General features: G+C 60.0%; 16 protein-coding genes. 7 read left to right on the forward strand and 9 right to left on the reverse strand.

The features are described 5' to 3' along the window. On the forward strand, positions 1 to 1,345 hold a 1,345-nt coding region (locus tag DYI37_RS18990; RefSeq protein ID WP_147307956.1), incomplete at its 5' end, for an AI-2E family transporter. A gap of 302 nt (positions 1,346 to 1,647) precedes the next feature. On the opposite strand, the gene DYI37_RS18995 is transcribed toward DYI37_RS18990, so the two are convergent. Continuing rightward, positions 1,648 to 2,022 carry a response regulator gene (locus DYI37_RS18995; protein ID WP_116684857.1) on the reverse strand — a complete coding sequence of 125 codons (375 nt, stop codon included), beginning with the start codon at positions 2,020 to 2,022 and terminating at the stop codon, positions 1,648 to 1,650. After that, on the reverse strand, positions 2,019 to 5,390 hold the full coding sequence (locus DYI37_RS19000) for a response regulator (protein ID WP_116684858.1): 3,372 nt from the start codon (positions 5,388 to 5,390) through the stop codon (positions 2,019 to 2,021). The genes DYI37_RS18995 and DYI37_RS19000 overlap by 4 nt, the downstream gene beginning before the upstream one ends. Positions 5,391 to 5,499: 109 nt before the next feature. Here DYI37_RS19000 and DYI37_RS19005 point away from each other — a divergent pair, with 109 nt between their 5' ends. From DYI37_RS19005 to DYI37_RS20200, 5 genes are all read left to right on the forward strand, one after another. Then, positions 5,500 to 5,814 carry a site-specific integrase gene (locus DYI37_RS19005; protein ID WP_116684859.1) on the forward strand — a complete coding sequence of 105 codons (315 nt, stop codon included), beginning with the start codon at positions 5,500 to 5,502 and terminating at the stop codon, positions 5,812 to 5,814. Positions 5,815 to 5,879: 65 nt separating this feature from the next. Then, complete coding sequence (locus tag DYI37_RS19010) at positions 5,880 to 6,152, forward strand: plasmid mobilization protein (protein ID WP_116684880.1); 273 nt, start codon at positions 5,880 to 5,882, stop codon at positions 6,150 to 6,152. Positions 6,153 to 6,154: 2 nt separating this feature from the next. After that, positions 6,155 to 6,454, forward strand: coding sequence for a type II toxin-antitoxin system RelE/ParE family toxin (locus tag DYI37_RS19015; protein WP_116684860.1), 300 nt, complete (start codon positions 6,155 to 6,157; stop codon positions 6,452 to 6,454). Between the two features lie 245 nt (positions 6,455 to 6,699). Next, a complete protein-coding gene (locus DYI37_RS19020; RefSeq protein ID WP_116684861.1) occupies positions 6,700 to 6,948 on the forward strand; it encodes an AbrB/MazE/SpoVT family DNA-binding domain-containing protein in 249 nt (82 codons plus the stop codon). A 163-nt stretch (positions 6,949 to 7,111) separates the two neighbouring features. Further along, entirely contained in the window at positions 7,112 to 7,324 is a 213-nt protein-coding gene (locus DYI37_RS20200) for a PIN domain-containing protein (protein WP_199520216.1), read from the forward strand. A gap of 146 nt (positions 7,325 to 7,470) precedes the next feature. Here DYI37_RS20200 and DYI37_RS19030 read toward each other — a convergent pair whose 3' ends face one another. The 4 genes from DYI37_RS19030 to DYI37_RS19050 all read right to left on the reverse strand — a co-directional run bounded on the left by DYI37_RS19030 (position 7,471) and on the right by DYI37_RS19050 (position 12,681). Next, positions 7,471 to 9,741: a PAS domain-containing sensor histidine kinase gene (locus DYI37_RS19030; protein WP_116684862.1), complete on the reverse strand. Its 2,271-nt coding sequence runs from the start codon at positions 9,739 to 9,741 to the stop codon at positions 7,471 to 7,473. Positions 9,742 to 10,547: 806 nt separating this feature from the next. Next, positions 10,548 to 11,507 carry a tyrosine-type recombinase/integrase gene (locus tag DYI37_RS19040; RefSeq protein WP_116684864.1) on the reverse strand — a complete coding sequence of 320 codons (960 nt, stop codon included), beginning with the start codon at positions 11,505 to 11,507 and terminating at the stop codon, positions 10,548 to 10,550. Beyond that, on the reverse strand, positions 11,504 to 12,397 hold the full coding sequence (locus tag DYI37_RS19045; protein WP_116684865.1) for a TIR domain-containing protein: 894 nt from the start codon (positions 12,395 to 12,397) through the stop codon (positions 11,504 to 11,506). Before DYI37_RS19045 ends, DYI37_RS19040 begins: the two co-directional genes overlap by 4 nt. Next, positions 12,397 to 12,681 (reverse strand): hypothetical protein, encoded by a 285-nt coding sequence (locus DYI37_RS19050; RefSeq protein ID WP_116684866.1) that lies wholly within the window; start codon positions 12,679 to 12,681, stop codon positions 12,397 to 12,399. Before DYI37_RS19050 ends, DYI37_RS19045 begins: the two co-directional genes overlap by 1 nt. Positions 12,682 to 12,837: 156 nt before the next feature. Here DYI37_RS19050 and DYI37_RS19055 point away from each other — a divergent pair, with 156 nt between their 5' ends. Then, the gene (locus tag DYI37_RS19055) at positions 12,838 to 14,868 is read left to right on the forward strand and encodes an ATP-binding protein (protein ID WP_116684867.1); all 2,031 of its coding nucleotides are present in this window, start codon (positions 12,838 to 12,840) and stop codon (positions 14,866 to 14,868) included. Positions 14,869 to 15,169: 301 nt separating this feature from the next. Here DYI37_RS19055 and DYI37_RS19060 read toward each other — a convergent pair whose 3' ends face one another. From DYI37_RS19060 to DYI37_RS19075, 3 genes are all read right to left on the reverse strand, one after another. Continuing rightward, positions 15,170 to 15,601: a helix-turn-helix domain-containing protein gene (locus DYI37_RS19060; RefSeq protein ID WP_199520217.1), complete on the reverse strand. Its 432-nt coding sequence runs from the start codon at positions 15,599 to 15,601 to the stop codon at positions 15,170 to 15,172. Continuing rightward, the gene (locus tag DYI37_RS19065) at positions 15,598 to 15,894 is read right to left on the reverse strand and encodes a type II toxin-antitoxin system HigB family toxin (RefSeq protein WP_116684869.1); all 297 of its coding nucleotides are present in this window, start codon (positions 15,892 to 15,894) and stop codon (positions 15,598 to 15,600) included. The genes DYI37_RS19060 and DYI37_RS19065 overlap by 4 nt, the downstream gene beginning before the upstream one ends. Positions 15,895 to 16,520: 626 nt before the next feature. After that, positions 16,521 to 17,033, reverse strand: a complete 513-nt coding sequence (locus DYI37_RS19075) for a DUF6118 family protein (protein ID WP_116684870.1) — start codon at positions 17,031 to 17,033, stop codon at positions 16,521 to 16,523. Between the last annotated feature and the right edge of the window lie 12 nt (positions 17,034 to 17,045).

Consider the following 17,045-nt stretch of genomic DNA (forward strand, 5'->3'; position numbering starts at 1 on the left):
GCGGGAGGACCTGCGAAACCGGCTGATCCGTCTCGCCGGCACCGACGACCTCCAGCAGACGACGGCTGCGATCGACGATGCCGCGCGGCGGCTCGGCCGCCTGCTCCTGTTCCAGCTGGCGGTGAATGCCGCCTTCGGCGCCCTCGTCGGCATCGGCCTCTTTTTCATCGGCGTTCCGAGCCCCTTCCTGTGGGGCGTCCTCGGCGGCATCCTGCGCTTTGTGCCCTATATCGGCGGCTTCATCAGCGCCGCGCTTCCGCTCGCCCTCGCCTTCGCCGTCGATCCCGGCTGGTCGATGGTGATCTGGACGCTGGTCCTCTTCGTCGGCGCCGAGCTCTTCCTGTCGAACGTCGCCGAACCCCTCCTCTACGGTCATTCGACGGGCCTCTCCCCGGTCGCGATCCTTCTGGCGGCGTCCGTTTGGGCTTTTCTTTGGGGGCCCGTCGGGCTGATCCTCGCGACGCCCCTCACCGTCTGCCTCGTCGTCATGGGACGTTATGTTCCACGTCTTGAATTCATCGACGTCATCTTCGGCGATCGGCCAGCGCTCTCTCCGCCGCAGATCTTCTATCAGCGGATGCTAGCCGGCGAGCCGGGCGAAGCATCCGATCAGGCTCGAGCCTTTCTGCGTGAGCGGGCGCTCGCGACTTATTACGACGAGGTTGCGCTCGCCGGCATGCGCCTCGCCCATGAGGACGTCTCGCGCTATGCAGTCGAGGGCGAGCGTCTCGAGGTGATGAAACAGGCCGTCCATCGCTTCGTGCGTTCGCTCGACCGGCTGAAGAGCCCGCTTCCAAAAGGCGGCGCCCTCAACTCAGAGGCGGCGGCAGCGGTGGCCGTCGCCGGGCCCGACGCGGCGGTGGCGCGGATCGTCAAGCGAAAGAACGAGCTCGCCCCACCCTGGCGCGGCGAAACCCCGGTCGTCTGCATCGCCGGCAACGGCACATTGGACGAGCCGGTGACGACGATGCTGGCGCAGGTCGTCACTAAGCATGGGCTGCGGACGCGAACCCTCAACTGGGGAGAGGCGAACGACCTTAACCCAGGCGAAGGCGAGCGCCAGGGCGTCGCGCTAGTGATCCTCTCCTTCCTCGAACCACTCAGCCTCGTCCATTTACGGCTCGCGGTGCGAAAGGCCCATGCGATGGCGCCCGGCGCGCGGGTGATCCTCGGCATCTGGCGCGCCCGCGACCCGCGAATGGTGGCCGAGCTTAAAAGCAAGCTCCACGCTGATGCGGTCGTTACAAATTTTAACGAAGGCCTCGCCGCGATCCTTTCGCTGGCCGAGGATCGCGAGCCTCGGTCCGGCCACGAAGCGCCCAGCGCAATCCGCCACCAGCCGTGACAGGTGGCGCTTGCGGGCTGACGAGGACGAGAGTGGCGGATCGGTGGAACCGATCTCTGCGTCATCGCTTGACTTCGGCTTTCCCGATGTTGGATCGGATTACCTGAAAACCGGTGCCCGATTTTCAGCCCTTGAGCTTCGTCGTCACCACGGTTCGACGTCGACCATTCCGGTCTTGGAAGTCACCTGTCGCCGAGGAGGGTTCAATAGGGGCACCCCCAGCTATGTCTCGAAGCCGCCAGCTTGGGAAACGAGCCTCGCCCGCCCCTGTGCCCGGACCGCTTCGACGGACGACCGCCCATTCAAGAGGGCGAGGCGCCGACCAGGGCCTCGATCTGGCCGACGAGCTTGCCGAAGTCGACCGGCTTGGCGTGATAGTCGTCGCAGCCGGCCGCAAGCGTCTTCTCCTTGTCGCCAGACATCGCATGGGCCGTCAGCGCGATGATCGGCATGCGCTGCATGGTGGTGTCCGCCCGGATGGTCCGCGCGGCCGTCCACCCGTCCATGATCGGCAGGTTCATGTCGAGAAGGATGATGTCCGGCTCGACCGCTCGGGCCTTTTCTACTCCGTCCTGCCCGTCATGGGCGAGGACGACGTCGAAGCCGCGACGCTTGAGTCGCCGGGAGAGGAAGTCCCAGATTTCCTCGTGATCCTCGACGAGTAGGATTTTTGTCATGATTTTTGGTCCGGTTCGAGGGATTGGAATTCGAGGGGCATAGCATTCGATGGTCCCGAACGCACGACGCGGCGGATCTCTGTCGAAAGCTCCTTCATCGGAACGCTGCCCTTGGCGAGCACCTGATCGGCGTCTGTGTGGAGCGCCCGCAGTTCGTCGTTCGAAAGATCCTTCGAGGTGAGCACGACGACGGGTATCGCACGCCATTCCGGCTTCGCGCGCAGGGCTTTGAGGAATTCGAACCCGTCCATCACCGGCATGACGAGATCGAGGAGGATGAGCGTGGGCATGTGCTCGCCGAGACGCTCAAGCCCTTCGCGTCCGTTCGAGGCCGTGACGACCGGGATCTCCTCGCGTTTCATCATCGTCGTGAAGCGGGCGAGCGTGTCGGCATCGTCGTCGATCGCGAGGACAAGGCTGTCGGCCTCGTTGCGATAGCGGTTCATCACCTCGCGCAGTCGGCTCCATTCGACGGGCTTCAGAAGATATTCGGAAGCACCGAGGGAGAAGCCGAGGGTCTGCTCGTCGATGATCGTCACCATGATGACTGGGATGCCGGCGGTCTCCTCGCTCCCCTTCAGTTGGCCAAGCACGGACCAGCCGTCCATGCGCGGCATGGTGACGTCGAGGATGATCGCGTCGGGCGCGACAGTCCGGGCGACGGTCAAGCCCTCGACGCCGTCAGAGGCGGTGCGCACGAGAAAGCCTTCGCGCACCAGGAACCGTGTCAAAAGTTCGCGCGCATGGGGGTCGTCGTCGATCACCAGCACCGTTCCGGCAGCGCCTTCGCTTTCGCCCGCGCTCCCATCGTCGCCGTCGATCGCCTCCTCGGCAATCGGCTCGGATTCGTGGAAGGACGCGGGGATGCGAATGGTGAAGGTCGAGCCGACGCCGATCTCGCTGGTTACGCCGATATCGCCGCCGAGAAGCCGGCAGAAGGCGCGGGTGATCGCAAGTCCGAGACCGGTCCCGCCGAAGCGGCGCGTGGTCGAGGCATCGGCCTGCCGGAAGCGTTCGAAGAGGTTCTCGACCTGTTCGGAAGTCATCCCAATGCCGCTGTCGGAAACGGTGAAGGCCAGCCAGTCGCCCTCCTCCCCTCTCTCGCGGTCGGCGGTGAGAGTCACCTCGCCGTTTTCAGTGAATTTCGAGGCGTTGCCGATGAGGTTGATTAAGCACTGCCGGAGCTTAACCTGATCGGTCGTGGCGATGCCGAGGTCGGCTCCGGCTTCGATCGAAAGGCGGTTGCCCTTCGCCCCAACCAGCGATCCGACCGTAGAAGAGACGTCCTCGATCATCATCCTCAGATCGAAGCGCTCCGGATAGACCTCCATCTTCTCTGCCTCGATCTTCGACAAGTCGAGCACGTCGTTGATGAGGCTGAGGAGATGGCGTGCATTCGACTTGATCTTGCGTAGATCGGCGGACAGGTGCGCTTCGCCTAGATCCTCGACCTCCTCTTCGAGCATCTCCGAATAGCCAATGACCGCCGTGAGCGGGGTACGCAACTCATGGCTCATATTGGCAAGGAACTGGCTCTTGGCCTTGTTCGCGGCCTCGGCATTCATCTTCTCGGCAGCGAGTTCCTCCTCGATCTCCCGCTGGGCGGTGACGTCGGTGTTCGTTCCGAACCAGCGCAGGATGCGCCCCTCGCCGTCGCGGATAGGCGTCGCCTTGGAGAGAAACCAGCGATAGGCCCCGTCAACGCCGCGCAAGGGGAACGTGTCCTCCCAGACGAGACCCTCTGCCAGCTGTTCGGTGAAATTTTTGACGACGCGCTCCTCGTGGTCGGGATGATGCACTTTTCGCCAACCGAAGCCGCGCATATCTTGCAGCGTCGTTCCGGTGTAGTCGTACCAGCGCTTGTTGTACCAGAAGATTGCACCGCTCGGATCGGCCATCCAAGCCATCTGCGGGATGTTGTCCGCCAGCATCTCGAACTGGAAGCCGGCCTCGTCGCGCTTGGCTTCGGCCTCGCGCAGGTCCGTCACGTCGGTATGGCTGCCGTTCCATTCGAGGACGTTGCCGTCTGCGTCGAGGAGCGGGACGGCCTTCACCTTCATGTCTCGCCATTCGCCATCGGTCCGGCGCACGCGGTGTTCGACGTTGTATTCGCTCTTCGTCTCGATCGCGGCGGTCCAGATCCGGAAAGTCGCTTCACGGTCGTCTGGATGGATTGCATCGAGCCAGCCAGTACCGAGATGTTCGTTAACGCTCTGGCCGGTGAACTGCATCCAAACAGGCTGGTGCTCGACGAAACGGCCGGTTTCTGACGTCGTCCAGACGATCGACGTCGTCGCCCGAAGGATCGAGCGGAGACGATCTTGCGCGTGGCGCAACTGTGCCTCCGCGACGCTTCGGCGCGTTACGTCAGTCACCATCACGCCGACGCCACGGCGATCGTTGTCCGCGTGCCTGCCAGACATCCGGGACAAATCGATCGGGAAGGCGTTGAGGATCAGCGAACGATGCGGCCCTCCAGCCTCGCCCGACCGGACGTTGATGTCGTGATCGGACAACATGTCGCCCCGTGCGGCGACAGTTGAGAGGTAACCCGCGAGTTCGGTCGCCTGCGGATCATTCGCTTTCCACAGATCGATGCCCCCCGTTGTCGTAAGGCTCAGTCGAAAGCGGTCATTGGCACGGACGACGCGGAGATCGGGATCGAGAAAGCCAATGCCGAGCGGAGCGTTGTCGATCAGCCCCGTCATCAGCCGCGCAAGGAGACCCTGCATGCGCTGGCGACGGATCGTTACTAAAGCGAGGAAGAGACCCGAGATTGCAGCAAAAGCGAAAGCGACTGTCTGGGCCCAAATGTTCATATTGTAAGCGGCGATATCTCGTGCGATCTCAGCGTCCACCGAAGCGAGGATGGCCGAGATTTGTGCGCGAAGCTCCAGCATGCCCTGGCTTCCGACTCCGCTCGCGACGAGATCGGCAGCGGGCTCAAAGCCGTCCGTAGAGCGGACCTCGACAACACTGGTCGCGAAGGCCACCTCCTTGCGCGCAGCCTGAAGTATTTGATCGACTGTATCCTGAGCAATATTAGCGCGTAACGCCGTAGCGGTGAAGGTAGCTACCGCCTCGCCGTACGCGGCTGCAGCCTCATGGTAGGGCATCAGAGCATCAGCGTTACCTGTCAGGACGTATCCCCGTTCGCCGGAGAGAATTGTCGTAACCTGCAGAAGCAGGTTTTCGCTCGCCGAAGCATGGGCGGTCTTCTCGACGATCGATCGGGAATGCCCTTCGTTGAGGACGGCAAGCCAGCCGACTAGTAGAACCGATGCTGTAAGCAGGATCGCAGCAGCGATGCTTTCTCGAGACGTCTTTGCGGTCACAGACATCGAACATTGAGACAAGTCGTTGTTCATCGAACGCCCTTTGCCTATCCGACCGTGTCTCCGCGACACTTACACCTCTGTCGATATGTATCGGGAAGCGACTGCGTAAAGCATAGAGTTGGCTCGGTGAACCGCCCAGGTGATTGACACCTTGAACCTCGTCCATGACCTCAGGAAGCGCCGAGAGAAGCGGGCGAAGGAAAAGCTCTGGGCATGGAGCCGCACGACGGCCTTGGCGGGACGTGAAGGCCGTCGTGCGGCCGCCGGCATCGAAGGACCGCAAGCAACACCGAAAGGTTTGCGCCATGGCTATGGCGTCGCGGCGATTGGCGCGACGGTGCCCCTCAACATGCTATCGAAATGGATAGGCCATGCTGCGATCGAGACGACGGCGATCTACGCCAACGGTCTTGGCGAAAAGCAGCGCTCCATCGCCGAACGCATGTGGAGCTAGAAACTGAAAGCTCGTACTTCAGCACAAATGTTGTTTTGTGGGTCTCGCGCTGTTACCTTCACGCCATGCCCAGACTCTCGATCGACGTCACTCCCGAAGAACACCGCAAACTGAAGGCGATCGCCGCGCTCAGCGGCAACAGCCTGAAGGACTATGTGCTGAAGCGCGCATTGGGCGAGGCTCCTGGCATGGACGCCATGAGCGAGGACGAGGCGGTTGCAACTCTATTGGAATTTCTGAAACCTCGGATCGAGCAGGCTCAACGTGGCGAGCTGTCCACGAAATCGATGGGTGACATACGTCGCGAAGCGCGTGAGGAGGCGGGGCTTCAGCCCTGACTATGCGCTCCTACGAACTGACGCTGGCCGCCGAAGAGGATTTGCGCGGTATCTGGCGATATACCCAAGAGACATGGGGCCTCGATCACGCGGAAACCTATTTCGATCGGATCGAGGCATGCTGTGAGGCCGTAGGTGACGGACGGGCGCGATCGAAAACCTTGAGCGGCCTCCCGGACAGCATTCATATCTACCGCTGCGAGCATCACTATCTCGTCTTCCTAAACGAAAGCCGCCCTGTGATCATCGCCATCCTGCATGAGCGGATGGATTTCATGCGGCGGCTGAAGGATCGACTGTAATCGACCACTTTTTAGGTGATCGAAACCGCCATCGTCGATATTGGGCATGTTCAAAACGATTTTATGCCGTTTTTTGAACACCCACTAAATAAGGTGTCCAAAACCGGTCGTTTAAGCTCAGTCTGTAACTATGTCACGGCACGGTAGTCGCGGCCCAACCGCGTGCTTGGCACTTTTAATCACTTGTGCCAACGTCTAATTCAATTGTCAAAATTTGAATTGATGACGAGCTTGAGGGCAATTCCATGTCTATCAGACTGCATATCTCGGAGAATGGCCGATTAAGTTTGCCCGTCGCGCTCCGTCGACGGTACGGTCTCGATAAGGGTGGCGACGTCATCGTCGAGGACCATGGCGACCGCATTGTTATCCATACGGTTGACCAAGCGGTGAAGCATGCTCAAGCCATGAGCCGGAAGCTGATCGGTGACACAAGCGAAGCTTCGGTAGATGACTTCATTGCTGATCGCCGGCGCCAGGCCGAAACCGAATGAGCATTGTCCTCGATGCCTCAGCCATCCTGGCTCTTCTTCGCGATGAGCCGGGTGCGGACCACGTGAGAGCTCATCTCCTTAAGGGTATCGTCTCGACGGTGAATTAGCGGAGGTGATCGGTCACTACGCCCGACTCGGCGCCGAGCCAGGGGACGTTCGCCTCATGCTGGCACCGCTCTCGCTGACGACGATCCCGCTCGACGAGGCGGTCGCCTTTGCTGCCGGTCTGATGCGGAGCGTCGGCGATCGGGCGGGTCTATCGCTCGGAGATCGTGTTTGCCTATCCCTTGCAAAGACCCGTGGTGCTGCGGTCCTGACCGCAGATCGCGCCTGGCAGTCGATCGATGTCGGTGTCGAGGTCAAGTTGATCCGGTAGGATCGTCGAGTCCGCTTTCGACCCTTCTACGCCATAGAAGGCGCTCGGAGCGCTCGCAGATAGCGGACGTTGGGTATTGTAGCTCGGAGTCGTTCGACAGATCTGGAGAACAACCCGGTTCTCGGGGTCCTAGAAGAACGTGAGGCTCATGCGTCGTCGTCGGCCTGTAGTTCCGTGAGCGAAGCGATGATGCGGCACTGGAGGCCGTCCTCGGCATAATCGAGTTCCACCGATCCGCCCGCTGAGCCAGAGAGCCCCATCTCGATGAGACGCGTGCCGAACCCCTTGCGCTCGGGTGGCGAGGCCGGAGGACCGTCGATCTCGCGCCAGGAAATCGCGAGGGTCGGCAGACGGGTCGTGCTGTCGATGTCAACGACCCACGCGACGTGGACGATGCCGGTCGGGATCGACAGGGCGCCGTACTTGGCAGCATTGGTCGCCAGCTCGTGCATGATCAGAGCGAGCGTCAGGGCTGCCTTCGGGCCGATGTGGAGGTTGGGTCCCCGGAGCATGATCCGCCGGTCCGGATCATGCAGGTCGACCGCCCCTCGGATAATCGCCTCGACGGACCCGGCATCGTTGTGACCCGTCAGGAGGATGTCATGCGCCTTCGACAGGGTCTGGATGCGCTTCGTCAGACTGTCGCGGGCTGTCGGCATGTCCGGCGCGCTACGAAGCGTCTGCGTCGCGATCGACTGGACGACGGCTAGCGTGTTCTTAAGGCGGTGGGCCAGCTCTTGGTTCAGAACGGTCTGACGCTGTTCGGCAGCCACCCGCTGCGACACGTCCCGGACAGCGCCGATGAAGTGCTGGGCGCCCTGCACCCCAGTGATACGACCCCGAACGTTCACCCACCGCACCTGCCGATCGTCCAAGCCGATCGTGCGGAACTGGAGATCGAAGGGAGCGCCATCCATCGTCGCGGCGAAGGCAGCGTCGAACGCTGCCTGATCGTCTGGATGGACGGCCGAGAGCTTCTCGGACTGGGTGACGATGCGATCAGGGGCAACGCCGAACGCTGCCCGTACCCGGTCGTCCCACAGAAGCTCTCCGCTGGTCATGTCGAGATCGAAGATGCCGATCTCGCCGGAGGCTATGGCAAGCCGCTGTCGCTCCTCGCTCGCTCTGAGCTTCGCTTCGGCCCGTCGCCGCTCCACCGTGTCCCGTGTTCGGTTGGCGGCGGCCTGAACGAAGGCGACTTCGTCGTCGGTCCAGGAATGCACGCGATCATCGTTCACATAGAGAACAGCAACCGTCCGTCCGGCTTCCACGATCGGATGGTTGATCAAGGAACGAACGCCGACGCTTTCCAACGGCGCCGTGTCGGCTGAAGTTCGGGGATCGAGGCGGATGTCCGGAATGACGACGGTGCGCCCCTCTCGCAAATCCTCGGCATAACCGCCGTAGTCGTCCATGCGGTAGACGCCGGCAAGGGTTGGATAGTCACCCTGTGTCCAGTCCGATGGCACGGTAAAAGTCTCGCCGTCGTTGCCGACCGTGCCGTAACCAGCCCGCCCAACGCCCAACGCCGATCCGATGATCTCGGCCGCGGCGCGAGACATGGCATCGGGACCGTCGATGGCGGAAAGCGTCTCGCTGAGATTTAGCAAGGCTCTGCTTCGTGCCTCGGACTGAACGCGCTTAGTGACTTCGAGAAAGATCACGCTGAAGAGGTCGCCCGAGATCGGCTGGCAAAGGCCATCGTACCAACGACCAAGCTTGCCCACTTGGCGCGTGAAGCGGATGGGCTGCCCTGTCTCAACGACGTCGGCGAACTCGTGGACCCATTCATCCTCGATGCCCGGGAACAGTTCGCGGATCGTCCGTCCTGCCGCTTGCTTCGAGGGAATGTCGACCAGCTTGCCCCACGCTTCGTTGACCTCCTCGTAACGCCAGTCGACGACGCGCCCGGTGTCGTCCCGCACGACCTTGCCGAGGATGAAGCCTTCTTGCAGGTTCTCGAAGAGGCCCCGCCACTTTTGTTCACTGTCGATAAGCGCACGTTGGCTGGCTTCAAGGTCGATGCCTTGCTGGTGCTGCTCCGTGCGGTCCCTCAACACCTTCACGAAGCCGACATGTCCACCCGCATCGTTCTTCAGCGGCATCATCTCGCCGGACGCCCAGAAGCGGGACCCGTCCTTTCGTAGATGCCAGCGCTCGTCGACGCCTCGCCCGCTTTCCAGCGAGTGCACCATCTCGCGGTTGATCTGCCCGCTGACACGATCCTCCGGTGTAAAGATCGCCTCTGCGGTCCGGCCGATCATCTCGTCGGATTTCCAGAGGAGGATATGTTCGGCGCCCGGGTTCCAGCCGACGACCGTCCCATCGCGATCGGTCGTGATGATTGCGAACTCGGTGATGCTTTCGATTATCTGACGATGGCGAGTGGTATCCTGCTTGGGGACGTTGTTTCGCATTTGGCAGTCCAGAGGCCTACGTAAATCAGAGGCGAATATTGATCCCGAGCTTTGCGCGGTTCCCTAAAGCTGATCAAGGGGCACGCGGCGTGTGGATGCTACGCGTGTCCAATCTTGTCGATTGCCGCCAAGACCTGCTGAGGAAGATATGGTTTGCCGATGAAACCGATGGGTTTCCAATCAAGGCTTAGGGCTCGTACCTCGTGCTTATGGTGGGCGGATACGAAAAGAGCCTCGATCCCATGTTCCTCGCGTAGGAGAATGGCCGTTGTGATCCCATCATCCCCTCTAGCCAGATCGATATCGAGAACCACAATGTGGAAAGAGATAGAAGCAGCAGCATGCGACAGGCCGCACGGGTCGTTGCTGCGATACCCACCACCACATGCCCTGCGTCCTCGAAGATGTCTTGCAGATCCATTGCGATCAACGGTTCGTCCTCGACGATGAGGATACGTAGGCTACGCATGGGCCGGCTCCGCACTGGGTGTCAGGCTGAACCTTGCGAGTAGCTAAGCCGTTACAGTGCAAATATTTTTCCGTACGATCAATCAGAAAGTACACTGACGGCAGGGATGCTCTGCGACCCGCTGCCGTAGGTCTTGTGCCCGCGGACTGGGTCGCGAAGCCTGTCATCAGACAAGGAACCGTTAAAGCTTTAATACCCACAAATCGGTTGCGTCCCGCTTCCAGTGGGGTGGGAAGGTCAGCTTCGAGCGTTCGCTGCTCCAAACCGGACTGGCGGGTTTCCACCCATCCCGGTCCTTCGAACACTCGTTTTTGGAACACTTTCATTGTATTCTGTTTTAGATCAGCACCCGTTCCACCTCATCAAGCGTAACTTCGTCGCTGCGGCGATCGTAGAGCTGGGTCGTTCGCGTGGATGAATGGTTAGCCATAGCGGCGGCCTTCTCGAGCGTGCCACCGTTCTTGAGATAAGCGGTGATGCCGGTGGCCCGAAAGGTGTGGTTGCCGATCCGCGTGCCGATGCCGACAGCGTTCGAGCGCCGCTGGATCATAGCGTAGGCATTGGCCTGGGGCAGGGGGGTGGTTGTCAGATTGCGCGTTCCCCGGCCGATCGTGCGGAATAGCGGCCCCTTGCGATCCTCTGCGATCTCGCATCCCTCGAGATAGGCGTGCAGATACGCCTCGAGATTATGATGGCAGGGCATTTCGTGTCGCTTTCCGCCCTTTTCGTGCAGCCGCACCCAGAGTCGACGGTTCTGGACATAGACGTCCTCGACCTTCATGCCGAGTGCCGCTCCGATCCGCGCAAACGAATAGACCATCAGCCCGATTAGTGCCCGATCGCGGAGACCTGCAGGTGTGGAGACATCGATGCTGTCCAGCAGTTGCCGTGCTTCGGACGGATCGAGCACCGGCGTCTTACCGCGCTTGACGCTATGCGAAGGCCCACGCACCGACGCGGCCGGATTGACTGGCACCACCTGGCCGACCACCAGCCAGTCGAACAGCATTCGGATCGCGGCAAGCCGCTGCTTGGCGGTGGGAGGCGAGCGCTCGCGGGTCAGTTCCTCGATATAGGCGGCGACGTGCAGAGGTTGCACGACGGCGATCGACGCCACGCCATGCGCCTCGCACCAGGCGAGGAATTCACCGATCCCACGCGAATAAGCGCGCCGCGTGTTCGGATTGCGAATGTTCGAGACGAAGAACTCGAGGAAACGTTGCTGCGCTTGGGCGTCAGCAGCTGCGACAAGTGCGGGCAGGACACGGGAATGGCGGAAGGCAACAAGTTGGTTCATCGCATCACCTGATTCCAGTCGATGGCATGACCGGCCGCTTGCAGCTCCCGACCGAGGCTCGACCTCCATCCGCCAGTGATATCCATCGTCTCCCAGACAACGCCCGCAAAGTCGCTTGGGATCTCAACGACGCCCTTTTTCAGCGCACAGACGTTGGCACGACCGAGCTTACCGATGAAGTAGCCGAGTTCGAGCAGCACGTTCTGGCGCGCCCGCGGCTCGACCGCGCCGCCTTTAACGCAACCCTCATCGTCAGGGGTCAGCAGGACGACGGCAAAGCTCACGTCACTGTTGGCTTCGACTTTCTCGATTACGGTTCGCCCACGATTGGCCTGCTCGTGTAAAATGACCGCTTCAAACCCAATGCGCTCGAGGAACCGAGCCACGGTTTCCCGTGCCCCGTCATCATGGCCATGGACAATAAAGATCCGTTGCGACAGCGGGCGGACCACCTGCAGCGTCGTATTTCCCTGGCTCAAAACATAGGTTTTATAATCCCGGGCAAAGGGAATGATGACCTGACGCGTTACGCCGTGCACGCCAGCCATAATCTTCGATCCGCTGTAGAAGAAGGTATAGCCGAATTGTGCCATTTCCTCGGGGTTCTCGGCAAACTTCGCAATCAGAAGCAGGCTCAGTCCTAGCTGTTGATCACGGCTTTCCGGCCAGGCCAGATTGGCACTGCCCACCATGCCGCCTTGGGTCGCCTCGCTTTCGGCAATGAAGGCATCCAGATCCACCCCGTCCGTCAGCTTCGCATTCGCTGCATGAAGTTCCTCGTGATGCAGAAGCTTATCGAGAGCACGGAGAGGGCGGTCATAGGATTGCAGGTCAGCGGCTTGAAGATCGAGGACCGCATTGTTGATTTGGGTGAAGAGATCAGTGCTCATTATTCGGCATTGTTCTCGCTGAGACGTGCAGCAGCTGCCTTCTCCAAGAGACTCTCACGGAAGCTTTCCTTCATCTGCTCGGCCATTGGTCCGACGAGCGAGTTGGACGCATAGCGTCCGACCCGTTCATCGACCAGACGCTCCATCTCCTGGATAGCAGCATCAATGCTCGCCGGATCCTGGAGGTCGAAGCTGACAGTTCCAAATTCACCATCCATTCCGGCGAACGCCTCTTCCGCATCCTTGAGTTCACGCCCGAGTTTATCGAGACCATCAATCTTCATCGCTTGGACTGCCTTCTAGTTGTTCGATAAAGGACATTATCATATATAAGAGAGATTGTAAGGATCGGGTGTTTATCGGCAGATAAACGCCTTTTTGGTCGGTGCACAGACTATCCGAAATTGACGCGTTCCGCTCTAATGGCGTGAGGGGGACCGATGCCGGATAAGAATTTCAAAGTCACATTGGAGCCGGATCACCTTCGCAAGCTTTCGGGTGCGAAGCCGATCCCGGCCGTTGCAGAACTGATTTGGAACGGCGTCGATGCGGACGCGACGCGGGTTGATCTAGAGCTCGACCTCGAAAACGTCCTCTATCCGTCCATCACCGTGCGCGACAACGGCCACGGCATCCCACATGAGGACGTCGAAGGGCTGTTCGGCAAGCTTGGCGGCTCTTGGAAGGGACATGGCAACCGGTCCAAGATCAAGAACCGCATCCTGCATGGGAAGGAAGGAAAAGGTCGCTTTAAGGCACTGGCGCTCGGCCGCGTGGCGAACTGGGTCAGCGTCTACCGCAAAGACGGGAAGACCCTCCGCTTCACGATTTCTATCATCCGGGATGCCCTCGTGGACGTGCGAGTTTCCGAGCCAGACGTGGTTCCCAACACTCTGCCGACCGGCATCGAAATCCGCATTACAGAACTCGACCACATATTCCGAACCCTTCAGCCGGATCAGTCCGTCCCCTCGCTGTCCGCGATCTTTGCGCTCTACCTAACGACCTACAAGGATGTTTCGATCTATGTCGAGCACCAGAAGCTCGATCCCGACGCCATCATCGGCGCTCGCGAGACCTTCCCGCTACCGGACATTGAAGACGATGGCGAAACCTATTCGGCCAATGTTGAACTCATTGAATGGCTGGCCGGTGACGAGCGCTGGATGTTCCTTTGCGGACCCGAAGGTTTCCCCTTCTTTCGCTCGACACCCAACTTTCACACGCCAGGCCGCAATTTCTCCGCCTACCTGAAGTCCGACTACGTGAACGTCCTTCAGGGGCAAGGCTTGATCGACCTTGCCGATATGAATGCCCCGCTGCAATCGGCATGTCAGGCGGCTGCAGAGCGCATCAAGCTCTTCTTTAAGGAGAAGGATGCGGAGGACGCCCGCAACGAAATCGAAAAGTGGCAGGCGGAAGATGTCTATCCCTACCGTGAGGAACCGCGGACCTCGGTGGAAAGAGCTGAACGGCAGGTTTTCGACATCCTCGCCTTGAACCTCAACCGACAAATTCCCGATTTCGCGGAACTCGACAAACGCAACCGCGCCTTCCAGTTACGGATGCTCAAACATGCGGTGGAACGAGGACCGAACGAACTTCAGCTTATCTTCCGGGAGGTGCTGGACCTCCCCGAGCGCAAGCAAAGGGAGCTTTCGAAGCTCCTTCAGGAAGCCGACCTCGCCAACATCATCAGCGCGTCCCGCCTGGTAGCGGACCGCCTGAAGCTCCTGACAGGGCTTGAGGCTCTGATCTTCGACCCTGATACGAAGAAGACGTTGAAGGAGCGAAGTCAGCTTCACCGTATCATTGCGGACAACAATACGTGGATTTTCGGGGAAGAGTTCAGCCTGACGGTGGACGATCAATCGTTGACCGAGGTGCTGAAGAAGCACCGTAAGCTCTTGGACGATGACATCGTAATCGACGCGCCGGTGAAGCGGATTGATGGCAAGGTCGGCATTGTCGATCTCATGCTTTCTCGATCCGTGCCGCAGAACCACAAAGACGAGCGAGAACACCTCGTAGTAGAACTCAAACGTCCATCTGTAAAGATAGGCGATAAAGAAATCACACAGATCAAGAAGTATGCCTACACCGTCGCGGATGATGAACGCTTCCGTGGCTTGAACACCCGGTGGAGTTTTTGGATTGTTTCGAACGATCTCGACAAGTTCGCGAGACAGGAAGTTAGGCAGAAGGACAAGCCACGCGGGCAAATCTTCCAATCTGAAGAAGGCAGCATCACCGTTTGGGTAAAAACTTGGTCCGAAATTTTGGCTGAGTGCCGTGCACGGCTGAAGTTTGTTGAAGATAAACTTCAAGCCAATGTCGATCGCGAGCGCGCATTAAAATACCTTCGCACGACCTACGATCGCTATCTCAGCAATCGCCCTGATCCGTTGGACGAGCAATCCGAGGAGGACGTTGGGACTGACGAGGACGAGTCATCGGAAACTGCCGAGTAGCCGCCCCCGATGAGACCTCATTCGCACTATAAATCCAACCATGAGGTCATCAACTTCCCAGACGCAGCGGCGTTCGTTGGCGAGCAATCCTGCCTCCTTGAGGTAACTTCTCGATCAGGCGATCTTATTGGGAATGATCAGCGTGCCGCTCTTCTCGCGGGCGGTGGCCAAATCCTCGTCCGTGAACGCAAACTCCTCGATCAGCTTCTGCTCAATCTCATCAATCGAAGCCAACCCCCGAGCCGGTCGAGGAGCCGGATAATCGGAAGGTAGAAACCGTCCTTTCTGAGATGTCTGGCGATCATGCTCCGGTCTCGCCAGACCAAGCCTTCTCCTGCTTCTTCCTGGACGTTGCGCGCGGCGCCATGGTGTAGGGCCGGATCAGGACAGAAGCCGGGATCTGGAGTTCGTCATGAAGCCGGTTCGCAACCGCCATCGTCAGCCCCCGCCTGCGGTTCAAGAACTCCGACAGACGTGATTTCGAGCCGAACACCGGCGCGAGCTTTTCGCGTGAGATATGGCGATCAGCCATGACCGCCTTCACGGCATCTACGGCATCCGGTGCCTCGATCGGCCATGCCTTCGCTTCATAGGCTTCGATCAGGCTGGACAACACGTCGAAGCGGTCAGCTTCATCGGTTCCCGGCTCGGGCTCATGGACGAAATACTGCTCCACCTCGGCCAGAGCCCAATCATAATCGGCTTCGGTGCGGATCGGGCGGATATCCATCAGACGGTCTCCGGGTTGATGCGGTCGTACTCTGCATGCGTCCCCACGAACTTCACCAAGACACGGCGAAACCCGTAGGAGACATGGACGATCAGACGAAACTTGTTGCCGCCGATATCGAAGATGACCCGGTTATCGGCGACGAAATCGACATTGGCTCCGAACTGCGCCTTGATCTCGTTGGGGGTGCTCCACTCAGCCTTATCGACGAGGGCGTACCAGGTTCGAAGCGGCACCTCGGCTTGGGGATGGATTTCCCAGAACTGTCGCAGCGCCCGCTTCGAGAGAATTTGCATATTGGCTAGATAGCGTGTTCCACATTTGGGAACAAGTCGGCAATCGTACTGAATCTGATCGGACCGAAGGAACTCTTGAGTAGACAAGGATGACAGACGTTTCTCAAAAAAGCGCAGCTCTCTTGCAGGTCGGCTTATTCACTGGGTCTCCCGACTTCCTCGCGCAACGCCGTCGACCGTCTTGCTGAACGAAAGCACGCGGGCGACAACCAGTTCATCGCGATCGCGGTCGCCGAAAAGATCTTAGCGCTCGCGACAGCCGATGAATTCGAACGAAGAGCTGCCGCTGCAGAATTCGATGCTTTCGATCGGATCATGAGCCGCAAGACGGATGAACCAAGCGTCGAGGCTGACCGCCTCGATCCGGATTTGGCCTGATCTTCGAAGCTGAGTCCTTTCTCTCGCGATCGCAGGGAGGAAGACGAGGGCTGCCCGGACCGGAGCCCTCAATAGCGAAGGGAGGAGCGGCCCGGCGGGGAAAGCGGTCGCCTCCGCACCGCAGCCGCAACCTTTCGTTTGGCTGCGCTCTGTCGCCTTTCTCTTGGCATTTCCGAACCGGAACATGCCGCTCTCGCGACGGCCTTTCATGTTTCGCCAATGGCAAACCGTGCGACACGCATTCCAGCTCAAACCGGAAAGACGACTGGTAGCAACAGCGTCAGCAGGACGCCGGCTGCGAAACCGGCGAACGCCGCCACGCCCAACCACTGGTTCTGAACGCTGCGAGCGCGTTCGCTGGCAAACCGCCTGTCGAGATTTCGGGTGAGGCGCTCGAGATCCTGGGTCCGGTTTTCGAGGGCGTGGGTCGCCGTTCTAACGAGGTTCTCGCCGCTGCGCTCGAACATACGGGCGTAATGTTCCGGACCGTTCTGGATCGCCGGTGTCTCAGCAATGGCGTCGATCATTTCGGTGAGCTCCGACACCCGTTCGCTCAGACGAGCAATATCCGCGGTGTAGTCCGGCGGCGTCTCTAGGCTGTCGAGCTTGTCGAAGGCGGCTTCCGTCCCTTTGCGGATAACGGTGAGCTGCGCCTCCATCTCGCGGATCTCGCGGGTGAGCATCGCGAACGCCTCGGCCGCATCGTCGGCCTCGGCCACGCCGATCTCATCGTCCCTCGCCTCTTGGCGTTCTCCTGCCATTCGATCTCCTTC

Source organism: Fulvimarina endophytica, assembly GCF_003403015.1.
Lineage (GTDB): Bacteria > Pseudomonadota > Alphaproteobacteria > Rhizobiales > Rhizobiaceae > Fulvimarina > Fulvimarina endophytica.

Bases quoted from the DNA above. Each gene is read 5' to 3' on its own strand.
- DYI37_RS18995 (WP_116684857.1), bottom strand. From the start codon at position 2,022: ATGACAAAAATCCTACTCGTCGAGGATCACGAGGAAATCTGGGACTTC.
- DYI37_RS19000 (WP_116684858.1), bottom strand. From the start codon at position 5,390: ATGAACAACGACTTGTCTCAATGTTCGATGTCTGTGACCGCAAAGACG.
- DYI37_RS19010 (WP_116684880.1), top strand. From the start codon at position 5,880: ATGCCCAGACTCTCGATCGACGTCACTCCCGAAGAACACCGCAAACTG.
- DYI37_RS19015 (WP_116684860.1), top strand. From the start codon at position 6,155: ATGCGCTCCTACGAACTGACGCTGGCCGCCGAAGAGGATTTGCGCGGT.
- DYI37_RS19020 (WP_116684861.1), top strand. From the start codon at position 6,700: ATGTCTATCAGACTGCATATCTCGGAGAATGGCCGATTAAGTTTGCCC.
- DYI37_RS20200 (WP_199520216.1), top strand. From the start codon at position 7,112: ATGCTGGCACCGCTCTCGCTGACGACGATCCCGCTCGACGAGGCGGTC.
- DYI37_RS19030 (WP_116684862.1), bottom strand. From the start codon at position 9,741: ATGCGAAACAACGTCCCCAAGCAGGATACCACTCGCCATCGTCAGATA.
- DYI37_RS19040 (WP_116684864.1), bottom strand. From the start codon at position 11,507: ATGAACCAACTTGTTGCCTTCCGCCATTCCCGTGTCCTGCCCGCACTT.
- DYI37_RS19045 (WP_116684865.1), bottom strand. From the start codon at position 12,397: ATGAGCACTGATCTCTTCACCCAAATCAACAATGCGGTCCTCGATCTT.
- DYI37_RS19050 (WP_116684866.1), bottom strand. From the start codon at position 12,681: ATGAAGATTGATGGTCTCGATAAACTCGGGCGTGAACTCAAGGATGCG.
- DYI37_RS19055 (WP_116684867.1), top strand. From the start codon at position 12,838: ATGCCGGATAAGAATTTCAAAGTCACATTGGAGCCGGATCACCTTCGC.
- DYI37_RS19065 (WP_116684869.1), bottom strand. From the start codon at position 15,894: ATGCAAATTCTCTCGAAGCGGGCGCTGCGACAGTTCTGGGAAATCCAT.
- DYI37_RS19075 (WP_116684870.1), bottom strand. From the start codon at position 17,033: ATGGCAGGAGAACGCCAAGAGGCGAGGGACGATGAGATCGGCGTGGCC.